Consider the following 13,254-nt stretch of genomic DNA (forward strand, 5'->3'; position numbering starts at 1 on the left):
GCATGTTTTCTATGGCTTTGCTGGGGTGTTGTCGCTATCAGCGCCTGATGATTACACCATGATAGGGGCGCAGCACAAACAGTGTTTTCCCACCTCACGTTATTGTTGGTGGCGACAGCCGACTGGATGGATTGTTCTGGAATGTGCTTGAAGCAATTTAGTCTGCGTAACGATGATTCATCGTGGTCGAATCTAAAGCCATTGGCAGACACGGAGGTGTTAGCGAAACTTCGGGGCTGAGCGTTTAATGATTTAATTCATGGCGACTCATCAAAGCCATTTAGAATCCTGCTATCCCGTTATCAAGATAATGTTTGCCTCTGCTGCTGCTCGTGGCTAAATGTCATTGTTATGTGCATTTCGAAATGCTCCTGAGGTTTTCGGGGCGTTCTCAATACCGATAGTGCTCAGGTTTGAATGGTCCTTCTACTGATACACCGAGATAGGCGGCCTGGTTGGCAGTGAGTGTGGTGAGTTTCACGCCGATCTTTTCCAGATGCAGACGTGCGACTTCTTCGTCCAATTTTTTTGGCAAGCGGTACACGTTCTTTTCGTAAACGTCCTTGTTTTCCCACAGATCAATCTGCGCCAGTGTTTGATTGGCGAAGCTGTTAGACATGACGAAGCTTGGATGACCAGTCGCGCAGCCCAAGTTGACGAGGCGGCCTTCTGCAAGAAGAAAGAGTGTATTGCCGTTGGGTAATACGAATTTATCCACCTGCGGTTTGATATTGATCTTTTGTACCCCGGTGAGGGCGTGCAGTGCATCGACCTGAATTTCGTTGTCGAAGTGGCCGATGTTGCAGACGATGGCCTGATCTTTCATCGTGGTCAGGTGTTCGATCCGGATGACATCTTTGTTACCAGTGGTGGTGACGTAGATGTCGGCTTGGCCGAGAGTGTCCTCGACCGTAGTGACCTCGAAACCCTCCATGGCGGCTTGCAGTGCGCAGATAGGATCGATCTCGGTCACGATCACACGGGCACCGTAGGCGCGCAAACTGTGCGCGGAACCCTTGCCAACGTCGCCGTAGCCGCATACCACGGCTAGCTTACCGGCCAACATCACATCCATTGCACGTTTTAAGCCATCGGCCAGGGACTCGCGGCAACCATACAGATTGTCGAATTTACTTTTGGTCACCGAATCATTGACGTTGATTGCCGGCACAAGCAGCTTGCCGGCGGTAGCGATTTGGTACAGGCGGTGTACACCAGTAGTGGTTTCCTCAGAAACACCCTTCCAGTCGTTGACGACCCGAGTCCAGTAGCCAGGACGCTCGATTGCGATGCGTTTGAGTAGGCGTTTAATCACCTGTTCCTCATGTGAGCAGGCGGGTTCATCGACCCACGTTGAGCCGTTCTCCGATTCATAACCTTTGTGGATCAGCAGGGTGGCGTCGCCGCCGTCATCCACAACCAGTTCCGGACCGGCCAGAGTGCCATCGGCCAACGTAAAGGTTAATGCCTCCAGCGTGCAATCCCAGTATTCCTCCAATGTCTCTCCCTTCCAGGCGAACACAGGCGTGCCTGTGGCGGCGATCGCAGCAGCAGCATGATCTTGAGTGGAAAAGATGTTGCATGAGGCCCAGCGTACATCGGCACCGATGTCTTGCAGTGTTTCAATCAATACTGCCGTCTGGATGGTCATATGGAGGGAGCCCGTCACCCGTACGCCCTTGAGTGGCTCTTTGGCGGTGTATTTACGGCGAATGGACATGAGGCCCGGCATCTCGTGTTCGGCGATGTCGATTTCTTTGCGACCCCAGTCGGCCAAGGAAATGTCAGCTATCTTGTAGTGGGTATTCGGTGATGGCTTGAGAAGCGCGTTCATGGCGGGATGTCGGTAATGGGCAGATGGGCGGAAGGTCTGCGGTTTCTGGGCGCCGTTGAACGGTCAAGATTCCGATCGAGCTTGGCAGGCGGCAAGGCGGGAAACCGGTCGCAGCACCCCTCAACGGGGAGCCGACATTATATCGTTCACTTCGTGGTGTGACTGTCTCCTGGTAATGATCCACCATTCGCAGTGGAAGGAGCGTAAGAGGAGAGGCGGAGTACGTTCAGATTAATTTCTCCTCCAGGATGAGGTGGACATCTCCAGCAGTTTCCATACCAAAGTGGCGAGGAAGCTTCTTATCTTAGGAGATGCTCTAATTGTCTTCGAATAAGAAAACTACCGTGCATCTCATCATTGCAAAAACCTGCAGAAGTGTGTCGAAACCGTACTACTTATAGATACTTCGTTTTTATCCGCATTTTTGTTGCATTTTTCTTGTTTATATCAATGAAAATTCAGAATCGCATCAAGATCAGTCGCATGGTGTCGGTCATGGTGAATGTTTTGATTGATACTTACTCTGTGTTTTCGGTTTCTCTATGAAAGTATTGCAAGGTTCGTCATGGAGGAAAATATGTTTATGCTGTCAGTAGTCGTGATGTTGTTGTGTTTCATTTTCTCAATTTTTATTGTCCAAGATTGGCTTTGCGTACCTGTACGGCTACAACAGAAATTGAGCCGAATATGCAAGCCCAACATGATTGGTATCCTTGCTGTGCTTAAGGACTGTTCAGAAGCTGTCATTGAACTCAGGGGAAGATAAAGTCGGTTCGCTTCTTCCTCTTAGTTTGGTAAAGCTGGAGGATGGATGTGAGCACATCCTATGCATTCTCTTATGGTGCTTCGAGAAGCGTTATCCAACGGATGATCTTTGTTTCTTACTTTTTACCAAAGACATTCATGACTCAGTTTGCCTAATATTCTATGTGTCCACCGATGAATATATGTTGTAACAGCATTGTTGCTTTGTCGTTTCTGATTTGTCTCTGGATGACGGCGTGTTCCAATGTGATATGTTGATTGGCGAATGACTTACCTGAAAAATCAAGAAAGTAGTCTGAATCTCAAAGCAAACCAGAGTGTCTCCACTGTTGCGGCATGATTTATGTTTTGCGTTCCCAATCCAGTTGGGTCACCTCTATATCGATTCGGTGAGTGTCTTTACACTGGAACTGCTTCAGAAGGCTGAGGTCTTGTAATGCTGGGAACGCAGCGTTGCTGTGTGCACGAGAGATTTGTATTGATCGGACGCCAAGGGTTTACAAAACATCTGTTAAAGCAGCTTATTGAATAGCATGATGGCGGTTGTGCTCTGCACGGTGAATATGACGCTATGATGAATATTGATGCGTCTTATTTTATAGATTCATTTTCTATCTTTCATGAATGCGGCATGGTTATCTCCCTTTTCAACGTTTGCTGATCTGTTTGCGTAAATGGTTTTGTTTCATAGAGAGCTGGAGCATACAGAATTTGGATAGTTATTGAACACTTGAAACGGCATGCTTCACTCAGCTAATGACATATCCTGCATCGAATCTGCTGTGGCCGATGTGGCGGATCGATGCGGTATTTGCACTGTATGTTTGGATGTTGAATTTTTTGAAGTGGCTCATAGAGATGAAATAGCATTCTGTAGCGATGTTTACTCTCAGTACATTATCCAGTTGTATTTCAAACGTTGTAGTTGAATCCAGCGTACGATTAAAAACAATATCAAGTACCAACAGCTGCGTATCATTTCTTTCGTAGATACGATTCATGATGAAGCGCTGCGTTATTTTCTGGGATGATCGATACACTCCCTGTTGAATTTTATTTAGAGTCTTCTTTGATTCAACGCTTTGGGAACGTTGTATGACGCGTGATTGAAACGCAGAACCATGAAGATCGATCAGGTGATGCAGAGTACATCGTATGCTTTCAGGCTTCAGCGCATCAGTTCTTTTGATTTTTGGTGGCGCAAAGTGTTTGTGTCCCGCATGTATCGCAACGGTGCTCAGAATTTATTGTGCATTGTTACCGTAGAGTTGCTGCCCTCATCCTTGTGCCGCCTTGCCGGATCTAGTTTGCATGGCCGCGTGGGGGGATTCCTTTACTGCCGCCTTTACGCCATGTCACGTATTGCCTTTCCTTCTTCCGGTGTTTTGTCTCTTCCACTTGCGGTCGGTTCACTCGATCGGCCACTGATATGGGTGCATGGGCAGCCTATTACTCTGCGTCGCTTCCTGGCTCAGGTCCGTGGTTTGGCTGCACAACTTCCTGAGGGAAGTTATGCAGTGAATTTGTGCGAGGATCGTTATCACTTTTTGTTGGTGTTTTGTGCTTGTGTATTGCGTGGCCAGATTTCCCTTCTGCCGCCTTCACGTGCACCGGAAATGGTCGCTGAGATTTATGGCAGTTATCCGGACAGTTACTGTTTGGGTGACCAGACGTTATCACTGGAATCGCTGTGCTATTGGCGTTTGCCCGAGATCTTGCCGGAAGTGGATGGTGCGATGCCGAGTCTGTCCGAAGATACTTTGGTTGCGATTTGTTTCACTTCCGGCAGTACCGGGGTGCCTCAATCCAATCCCAAGACTTGGGGCAGTCTCATGACCGGTACTCAGCAGGACTGGTCTGCATTGTGTAGTTTGTGTGGTTTGCAGGTTCCGACGGTGGTAGCCACAGTGCCACCGCAGCACATATACGGTATGGGATTTTCGGTGTTGTTGCCGTTGATGGCACCAGTGGCAGTGCATGCTGGTCGACCGTTTTTCCCTGAAGACGTTGCGCGAACCTTAGCTGAGGTACCGGCACCTCGCTTGTTGGTCACCACACCGGTGCATCTTCGTGTGTTGGTTCAATCGGGTCTGCGCTTTCCTGAAATTGTCGGTATTGTTTCGGCGACTGCACCGCTCGCACGCGATTTGGCGATTGCAGCTGAAGCCTGCTTTGGTTGTGAGTTACGTGAGATGTTTGGTTCTACTGAAACCTGCGGGTTTGCGGTGCGCCGCACAGCGTATGAACAAGCATGGAGACTTTTGGATGGTGTGAGCATCGAGGTTGATGCTGATGTGACTTGGGTGCGTGCCCGTCATCTGGCTGCGCCGGTGTCCATCGCTGATCTTGTGGACGTGTACGACGACGGTCGTTTTGAGGTGCTTGGGCGTCAGGCCGATCTGTTGGAGATTGCCGGCAAGCGTGCTTCGTTGAGTGAGTTGAATCGGTGTCTGCTGGCCATTCCTGGTGTGATTGATGGTGCGTTGGTGCAGATGCCGCTTGAAGCTGACCAGGCGGTGGGTCGCATTGCCGCGGTGGTGGTCGCGCCGACACTGCAAGAGGTGCATATCCAGAAGATGTTGCGTACGAAGATGGATCCGCTCTTTCTGCCGCGTCGTCTACGCAAGGTCGATGCCTTGCCACGTAATGAGACTGGCAAACTGCCACGTGAGGCGTTACTAGCGTTGTTGGCTGATGTGTGTTGATTAAAGATGGTTATGGATTTGTGTCAAGTTCTTTGCGAATCGAAGCCGTAGGAGGGAAGCTCAGATCTGATAGTGATCTTTATGATGCACGTTGGTGTTGTTCCTCAATCATGCACGTTCGATCTTATCGAGGATGAATGAGGTGGTGTTGTCCGGATGAAGGAGTGTGTGTGTGGAGGGAATCGTGTTTCACACACTGCTTGATGGTGTTGGACCGCATCCTTGACGTTACGGTTTGATGGGTAAGGTGCGGAGCATCAAGAATCACGTTAAGGTTAATGCATTGGGCCGCTATACCTGGTTTCACCTCACGCTTGAACATGTGCCTATGGTCTGGAAGGTGTTGATGCCTTTTTGGAATTAAGGGGCGCTTGCCAATTGGGTCTGCAATGTGGACAGGTGAGCGGTGATTGCCTTTCTCCAGCCTAAAGTGCAAGGAGTGGAAGAGATTGGATTGTGGCTTTTACAAGGCACGTTATATGTTCGAATACTTCTGTATCTGCTTTATAAGCAACACTGCGCTGGTGAATAAAATTGCTTGCAACGTTGTTGGATGTTATTGATCTATTCGTATTGCTTATTTGAATCAATTGATGAGATATCTTGTTTGCTGATAGCCATCTTGGCGTGGTGTTGATATCTGGTAATCCAGCATCGGATGCAAATATAGGTCTTCGTCCAGGAGGTGAAAGAAGTGCCTGGAATTCACGGTGGCAGTTGGCTCACTACTTGTGCTGTGTCGGTATTTTGCCAGTGACTGGGTCTAAGGTAACCAACATGGGCGTGTTGCCATAGTGTGTTGTCGAGAGGGATGTTCTGGGGATCATGTGGCTTTATAAATCAGCAGCAGCGGTGTTTAGTTGTGAAGTCCCCATGTCATTCCCAGTTTGTAAATTGCATGATTCTCTGTTGCGTCCTATGGTGATGCAAAGGCTCTGAAACACGTCATTTGTGTTTGTGTTTCTTGGTCTTTGTTACTAAGTTGAATAAATGAGGGAAGTGCGTTGTGTCGGCGCACAGCGTCCGGTTGGGCCTTCAGTGGCTTCGGAAAAGTCGCTTAATATTCAACTTGTTAATCCATTTTGCTTGCAATCATTGAGTTCCTAATAGCATGTTAAAGTGCTTTAAGACATTGGGTCTCATTGTGCTGCTGTTCTGACTGTTTTGCGTGCATGGCTTCAGGGGCAAGCATCCTGCGCACTGGAGCGAAGCTGCGGCGGTGCTGTAGACATGGACCATGCCGTGTTAAAGCGGCAAGGTGTGCTGGTGTTCCGTATCCTTTGTGTTTGTCGAAGCCGTAGTGTGGATACTGTAGATGCAGCTCAGTCATATAGCGGTCACGGGTGACCTTGGCCAGAATCGAAGCTGCCATGATGGTGCGATCACGTGCATCGCCGCCGACCAGAGCTTCAGCGGGGCAGGGGAGATCTTTAGGTACACGGTTGCCATCAATCTTTGCGAAGCTGGCCACATGCGCTACGCCTTCCACCGCTAAGCGCATGCCGAGCATAGTGGCTTGGTAAATATTAAGTGCGTCGATCTGTGTGCTGTCGATCATGACCACTTGATAGGCCAGTGCGCGCTCGACGATGTGAGCGTAGAGACGTTCACGGCATGTAGGGGACAATTGTTTGGAATCATTCAGGCCATTGATGCGTGCTCGCGATGGATCGAATACCACTGCTGCGACTACGACTGGTCCGGCGAGCGGACCGCGTCCGGCTTCGTCGACTCCAGCGACAAGTACCGTGTTGGTACTGAGGAGATGTTGTGTATCAAATAGGGAGACCATGGTTACTGGCTGTGTGTGCTGCTAATTCGTGACTCAGTGTCCCTGAGTTTTGCAGCGTGCCTCTAGGTAATAGCTCGGCGACTGCTTCCGCTGCACGTGCCGAGGCGTTACGGCGCAGTTGTGCGTGTAATGCCAGATAACTGCTTTGTAGTGCGGTCACCTTCTGAGGATGCCTGAACCAGTCCAACAGCGCAGCGCATAGCGCCGGTGCGGTGCAATCATTCTGTATAAGCTCGGGCGCAAGGTCTTCTCCTGCGAGGATGTTGGGTAGGGCGAAGCGATCGATCTTCAGTAGCTTCAATGCTTTGACAATGCGATAAGTGAGTGGTGCGACTTTGTAAGCCACGACCATTGGCCGTTTGGCCAACATTGCTTCGAGGGTGGCCGTGCCAGAGGCCACCAGTACCACGTCTGCAGCCAACATTGCAGTGCGAGCGCAACTATCGAGCAAGTGTGAGTGCATGACGGGTAACGTTGAGTGCGAGAGTTGTTCGGCCAGTAGTGATTTGCATTGTGCATTTGCGGCCGGAATGACGACATGCAGCCCGGGTAGGTGTTCGGACAACTGCCCGGCGGCTTCTAAGAAGGTTGTGCCGAGTTGGCTAATCTCGCTATGGCGGCTGCCTGGAAGGACCGCCAGCACTGGGTTGAGAATGGGCAGGCCAAGCGTAGCTCGCGCTGCGGCACGGTTGGTTCGATAGGGAATCTCGTCGGCCATGGGATGACCGACGAAGCGTGCATCAATGCCGTAGCGTGCGTAAATAGGTGGTTCCATTGGGAATAGACACAGTACGCGGTCGGCGCTAGCACCGATTTTCCGGGCACGTTTCTCGCGCCAAGCCCATACCGATGGGCTGACGTAGTGAACGGTGCGAATGTTACGTTGCTTGAACCAGCGTTCTACCGTTAGGTTAAAGTCTGGTGCGTCAATACCGATCAATACGTCGGGATGCCAGATGAGTGCACGCTTGCAGAATTCGTGACGTACCTTTAATAGATGTGGCAGATGCCGCAGTACCTCGGTCAGGCCCATGACCGCTAGTTCGCTCGTGTCGAACCAGGTCTGACAGCCCGCTGAGCGCATCAGATTCCCGCCGATGCCGACGAATTCTGCAGCAGGAAAGTGCATGCGCAGTTGCTGAATCAACCCAGCACCAAGTAGGTCGCCTGATGCTTCACCCGCAATCAGGGCGATGCGAGGCGCTTGGGTCATGTCAAGATGCCGTGGTGAGTAAGTCCGGTGTGTGGTACCGCGCTGTTGGTGGGTATCGCTTCCCTTGAAGTTGGATTCATCGTAGTAGCGGCCTTTCCGCTGTCTCGATGAATTGGAGTAATTCCTGTATGTCGTCGTTGTCTTTCGCTTGTTCAGCCAGTTGCTGTTTTGCTTCAGCCAGCGGTAGGCCTGCCACATACAAGGTGCGATAGGCGTGCTTGATTGCGGTGATGCGTTCGGGAGTGAAGCTGCGTCGTTTCAATCCTTCGCTGTTGATGCCCCGTGGACGACCGAGTGCATCGCTACCAACCATGGTGAATGGTGGTACGTCGCCGTTAATCAGCGCTCCCATACCGACGAAGGCGTGTGTTCCAATTCGGCAAAATTGGTGTACACCACTGAAGCCACTGAAGATCACCCAGTCACCGACTGTGACGTGCCCAGCCAGTGTAGCGTTGTTGGAAAATACACAGTGGTGACCGACATGGCAGTCGTGAGCGATATGGGTGTAGGCCAGTATCCAGTTGTCGTTGCCAATTGACGTCACGCCACCACCACCGCCAGTGCCACGGTTGATGGTGACAAATTCGCGGATCGTGTTGTTATCGCCAATCACCAGCTCTGTGTGCTCACCGGCGAACTTTTTGTCCTGTGGCTCGCCGCCGATTGCGGCTTGACCGATGAAACGGTTATTACGGCCGATTTTGGTTGGACCGTGGATACTGCAGTGTGATCCGACCACAGTGCCTGTGTCGATTTGCACGTCGTTGCCGATCAAGGTAAAGGCACCGATTTGTACGTCGGCGGCTAACGCGGCCGATGGGGAGATCACTGCGGTTGGGTGTATCAAGGGCGCATGCTGGCTCATCACTGCTTCTGTACCGGGCGCTTAAGACTTGACGCCGGCACACATGATATCAGCACATGCCACGACTCCGCCGTTGACCCGCGCCTCACCATAGTAGCAGCCCATGTTACGGATCCGGCGTTTCATCGTCATATCCAGGATCAGTATGTCGCCGGGCACCACTTGTTTGTTGAAGCGAGCATTGTCGACTTTCACCATATAAAACAACAGACTGGAATGGGCGTTATGGCTAAGCTTAAGTTGCGTCATCACGCCGCCGGCTTGCGCAAGTGCTTCAATGATCAAAACACCAGGCATTACTGGATGTTCAGGAAAATGGCCCTGGAAGAATGGTTCGTTGATGGACACATTTTTCTGAGCAACGATGTGCTCTCGTTTCTGGTCTAGTTCCAATATTCGGTCAACCAATAGAAACGGGTAGCGGTGTGGTAGCAGCGCTTGGATTTTAATGATATCGATTGGTAATTCCAGACAAGTGTGAGCGGCAGTGGGTGAATCGCTCATGCTTTCTCCTTACGGACGGTCATCATGCGACGCACCAGCATATCCAGCTGTTTAAACCGTACAGCGTTTTTGCGCCAAGTACTATTGTCGGTTAATGGAGTACCCGATGAGTACTCACCTGGTGTGTGAATTGAGTTGCGTACAACCGACTTGCCGGTGATCACGACTTTGTCACAGATCTCGAGGTGACCGACTACGCCAACGTGGCCACCAAGCAGACAGTAGCGCCCAATTTTGGCGCTACCAGCGATGCCTGTACAGCCGGCGATCGCGGTATGTGCTCCGATCCAGCAGTTGTGTGCGATTTGCACCAAATTGTCGATATGCACATCCTCTTCCAATACAGTGTCGCCAAGCGCACCACGGTCGATGCAGCTGTTGGCACCGATCTCGCAATCATCGCCGATCACAACGCCACCTAACTGCGGTATTTTGATCCAGTGTCCGGTTTCCATTGCCAGACCAAAGCCGTCGCCACCCAGCACCACGCCAGGGTGGACGCGTACCCGTTTGCCCAGGCGCACTCGGATGACCAAGGTGACACGTGCAACCAGCTCGCTGCCGTCATCGATGGTGCAATCATCGCCGATGATACTCCCGGTACCGATGATGCAACCCTCACCGATGACGCTGCGTGCACCGATGCTGACAAATGCGCCGACATGCGCTGTAGGTGCGACACGTGCGCTTGGATCGACTGTTGCCAGAGGATGGATACCCGCTTCACGTGCTGGTGTTATGTCGAATAGTGCGGCGATCTTGGCGAAAGTGACGTAGGGGTCTTTAGCGATCAGTACTGTACCGGACGCTGCTTTGACATCGTCGGCATGAAGTACAATGACGCCCGCACGACTATCGATGAGCTGTGTGCGGTAGCGCGGATTAGCAAGGAAGCTGAGTTGCTTTGGACTCGCTTGTGCGAGTGTGGCGACTCCGTGGATATGGATGTTCCCGTCACCGAACAGTTGCAGATCAAAGCGTTCGGCGAGCTCTTGAGCGGTAAGGATTGGCATATTCACGCTGAAAAGTTTAATCTCTGGTGCCTGTCCGAAGAAAATCATTCATGGGACAGTGAATCAGACGGAACGCTGGCCACCCACACGGTTTGGGTCACGGTAGTGCTTGGGGCGCCAAATCCTGTGTTTTAAAGCGGATGTATACTCTGCCGGAGGTATTAAGAGTTACAAGGAGGTCCCCGGCTCCTTCGACAGTTAGAATTGACCGCCGAAGGTGAACTGCAGCCGCTCGATTTCGTCGTTGTTTTCCTTCTTTATCGGGAATGCATAGCTGATTGAGATAGGGCCAATCGGCGCGCGCCATAGTAGTGCTACGCCGCTGGAGGCACGCAATTCGTTTGCCTTAAAAGTATTCACGCCATTGAAGACATTGCCGACGTCAAGGAAAGCTGAGATGCGTGCCGATGGGCTGTCGAACAGCTTTGGGAAGTACATTTCAGTCGATCCAACGGTCTTGAAGGCACCGCCCAGTGGCTGGCCTTGAGTGTACAGTGCGGTGACCTCTGAACGTGGTCCTAGTGTGTTATCTCTGAACCCCCGTACCGAGTTGGTGCCGCCGGCGTAGAAGTTTTCGAAGAAAGGTAAGCCAGAAGCAGTGACCAGATTCCCGTTGGGTAGGGTACGAGTGTGAGCCTTTCCGTAGGCGTCTCCGTAGCCTACGTCAAAGCGTGTGTTGAGTACCAATGCTGGGATAAGTGGCCAGTATTTAGAGATCTGGTAATTGATTTTGTAGTACTTAACAGTTGAGCCGGGTAGCGTCACTTCTGCACCGATACGCTGATACATACCGAGGTTCGGCATGAAATAGTCGTTGCGAGTGTCGCGTGCCCAGCCAAGCTCGGTGCGCCAAGCACGGAAGGTACGCTGCCCGACCGCGTTTATGTAGTCAATAATCGCTTGTGGTGTGGAACCTGGGAAGGTGGTGATTTGGTTGCTGTCTGCGCCTAATACCCAAGAGACAGTGTCGTTTTCGGTGATGGGAATACCGAAGATGGTTTGCCCTGACATGCGCTTGCTGTTGTATTGCGCAGCGTTGAAGTCTGAGTAGTCCAATTTTTGGTAGGCCAAGTTATAGCCCAGTGAGACACCATTGTCGGTGAAAAACGGATTGGTATAGGAGAACGAATAGCGATCTTGATACCTGCTGCGTGAAGCATCCATGGACACACGGTTGCCGCTACCGAGGAAATTGTTTTGCGACAACTGTAATGAAGTGGTTACACCGTACGTTTTCGAGTAGCCCAGGCCGACCTGAAAGCTGCCCGAGGTGGTTTCTTTGACGGTATAGACTACGTCGACTTGGTCGTTGCTTCCTGGAACTGGTGTGTTCTCCACGTCCACGGCCTCGAAGTAGCCCAGGCGTTGTAGGCGAATCTTGGAGCGGTCGATCGCCGCTTGCGAGTACCAACTGTTTTCGAACTGGCGCATCTCGCGGCGCAGCACTTCATCGGAGGTACGGGTGTTACCTTTGAACAGGATCTGACGCACAGTCACGCGAGGTCCGGGGATAACGTGCAAGTTGACTGCAACGGTACGGTCAGCGCGGTTGGGTGTTGGAATTGGGTTGACCCTGGAAAATGCGTAGCCGATATTGCTCAGGGTGTTAATGATTGCTGCCGAGCTGTATTCCAGAAGCACACGCGAAAAAACATCACCTGGTTTGGGAATGACCAGCTTTTCGATTTTTTCCTGAGGTAATATGGTGTCGCCAGTAACTTTAATGGAGGAGATCTTGTATTGGTCGCCTTCTGTTACACCAGCAGTAATGAACATGTCGTGCTTTTCGGGGCTGATCGACACTTGCGTGGAGTCAATACTGAAATCGACGTAGCCACGGTCCAAGTACCAGGAGTTCAGCTTCTCAAGGTCTCCAGACAGCTTTTCTTTAGAGTACTGATCGTCGCGACGGTACCACGAAGCCCAGTTGTGTTCCTTGGATTCCCAGGTCTTCATGACATCTTTGTTATTGAATTTTTCAGTGCCGATCAGATTGATGTGGCGAATCTTGGCAGCCTTGCCTTCTTTAATTGCGATCGTGACATCGACACGGTTACGATCCAACGGGGTGGTGGTTGCTGTCATCTGAACGTTGTATTTGCCGCGGTTGTTGTACTGGCGTTTCAGCTCTTGGGTGACACGGTCCAAGCTGAGCCGGTCGAAGGTGCCTCCTTCGCTCAGCCCGATTTCGGACAGGCCTTTGAGCAATTCTTCGGATTTGATGTCCTTATTTCCCGTGATGGTCAGCTTGTTGATTGCTGGGCGTTCTTTGACTTTAACCACCAGAATATTACCTTGGCGGTCTATCCGAACATTTTCGAAAAAACCGGTGCGATACAGTGCGCGGATTGCCTCGGCAACCTTGGCATCATCCACGGTGTCGCCACGGTTAACCGGCAGGTAGGTGAAGACGGTACCCGATGCGATACGCTGCAGACCGTCCACGCGGATGTCGTTGGCAACAAAGGATTCAGTGGCTTGTGCCAATACAGGTAAGCTGAAATTGGCAGCAATGGTAAGGGTAAGCAAATGGCGAGCGGGAAATCGTGTCATGTCACAT

9 protein-coding genes are annotated in these 13,254 nt (G+C 51.3%); 1 reads left to right on the forward strand and 8 read right to left on the reverse strand.

Annotated features, from left to right (window positions below; translation table 11 throughout):
* Positions 1–391: 391 nt before the first annotated feature.
* Complete coding sequence (ahcY, locus tag PLS229_RS02040) at positions 392–1,834, reverse strand: adenosylhomocysteinase (RefSeq protein WP_038272437.1); 1,443 nt, start codon at positions 1,832–1,834, stop codon at positions 392–394.
* A 1,514-nt stretch (positions 1,835–3,348) separates the two neighbouring features.
* A complete protein-coding gene (locus PLS229_RS02045) occupies positions 3,349–3,600 on the reverse strand; it encodes a hypothetical protein (protein ID WP_114867066.1) in 252 nt (83 codons plus the stop codon).
* Positions 3,601–3,951: 351 nt separating this feature from the next.
* On the opposite strand from PLS229_RS02045, the gene PLS229_RS02050 reads away from it, so the two are divergent.
* Positions 3,952–5,304 carry an AMP-binding protein gene (locus PLS229_RS02050; RefSeq protein ID WP_038272456.1) on the forward strand — a complete coding sequence of 451 codons (1,353 nt, stop codon included), beginning with the start codon at positions 3,952–3,954 and terminating at the stop codon, positions 5,302–5,304.
* 1,114 nt (positions 5,305–6,418) lie between these two features.
* On the opposite strand, the gene PLS229_RS02055 is transcribed toward PLS229_RS02050, so the two are convergent.
* From PLS229_RS02055 to bamA, 6 genes are all read right to left on the reverse strand, one after another.
* Positions 6,419–7,096, reverse strand: a complete 678-nt coding sequence (locus PLS229_RS02055) for a ribonuclease HII (RefSeq protein WP_038272433.1) — start codon at positions 7,094–7,096, stop codon at positions 6,419–6,421.
* Positions 7,080–8,309, reverse strand: a complete 1,230-nt coding sequence (gene lpxB, locus PLS229_RS02060; protein WP_051482370.1) for a lipid-A-disaccharide synthase — start codon at positions 8,307–8,309, stop codon at positions 7,080–7,082. Before lpxB ends, PLS229_RS02055 begins: the two co-directional genes overlap by 17 nt.
* A gap of 76 nt (positions 8,310–8,385) precedes the next feature.
* Positions 8,386–9,177 carry an acyl-ACP--UDP-N-acetylglucosamine O-acyltransferase gene (gene lpxA, locus PLS229_RS02065; protein WP_038272431.1) on the reverse strand — a complete coding sequence of 264 codons (792 nt, stop codon included), beginning with the start codon at positions 9,175–9,177 and terminating at the stop codon, positions 8,386–8,388.
* 21 nt (positions 9,178–9,198) lie between these two features.
* Positions 9,199–9,681 (reverse strand): 3-hydroxyacyl-ACP dehydratase FabZ, encoded by a 483-nt coding sequence (gene fabZ / locus PLS229_RS02070; RefSeq protein WP_038272429.1) that lies wholly within the window; start codon positions 9,679–9,681, stop codon positions 9,199–9,201.
* Entirely contained in the window at positions 9,678–10,694 is a 1,017-nt protein-coding gene (gene lpxD, locus PLS229_RS02075; protein WP_038272427.1) for a UDP-3-O-(3-hydroxymyristoyl)glucosamine N-acyltransferase, read from the reverse strand. Before lpxD ends, fabZ begins: the two co-directional genes overlap by 4 nt.
* 198 nt (positions 10,695–10,892) lie before the next feature.
* The gene (bamA, locus tag PLS229_RS02080; RefSeq protein ID WP_038272425.1) at positions 10,893–13,247 is read right to left on the reverse strand and encodes an outer membrane protein assembly factor BamA; all 2,355 of its coding nucleotides are present in this window, start codon (positions 13,245–13,247) and stop codon (positions 10,893–10,895) included.
* Between the last annotated feature and the right edge of the window lie 7 nt (positions 13,248–13,254).

Origin of the sequence: Xylella taiwanensis, from assembly GCF_013177435.1 — a bacterium.
GTDB classification, from domain to species: domain Bacteria; phylum Pseudomonadota; class Gammaproteobacteria; order Xanthomonadales; family Xanthomonadaceae; genus Xylella; species Xylella taiwanensis.

Excerpts from the sequence above, each read along its gene's own strand:
- fabZ (WP_038272429.1), bottom strand. The coding sequence starts at position 9,681 with ATGAGCGATTCACCCACTGCCGCTCACACTTGTCTGGAATTACCAATC.
- lpxB (WP_051482370.1), bottom strand. The coding sequence starts at position 8,309 with ATGACCCAAGCGCCTCGCATCGCCCTGATTGCGGGTGAAGCATCAGGC.
- PLS229_RS02050 (WP_038272456.1), top strand. The coding sequence starts at position 3,952 with ATGTCACGTATTGCCTTTCCTTCTTCCGGTGTTTTGTCTCTTCCACTT.
- PLS229_RS02055 (WP_038272433.1), bottom strand. The coding sequence starts at position 7,096 with ATGGTCTCCCTATTTGATACACAACATCTCCTCAGTACCAACACGGTA.
- lpxD (WP_038272427.1), bottom strand. The coding sequence starts at position 10,694 with ATGCCAATCCTTACCGCTCAAGAGCTCGCCGAACGCTTTGATCTGCAA.
- bamA (WP_038272425.1), bottom strand. The coding sequence starts at position 13,247 with ATGACACGATTTCCCGCTCGCCATTTGCTTACCCTTACCATTGCTGCC.
- lpxA (WP_038272431.1), bottom strand. The coding sequence starts at position 9,177 with ATGAGCCAGCATGCGCCCTTGATACACCCAACCGCAGTGATCTCCCCA.
- ahcY (WP_038272437.1), bottom strand. The coding sequence starts at position 1,834 with ATGAACGCGCTTCTCAAGCCATCACCGAATACCCACTACAAGATAGCT.
- PLS229_RS02045 (WP_114867066.1), bottom strand. The coding sequence starts at position 3,600 with ATGAATCGTATCTACGAAAGAAATGATACGCAGCTGTTGGTACTTGAT.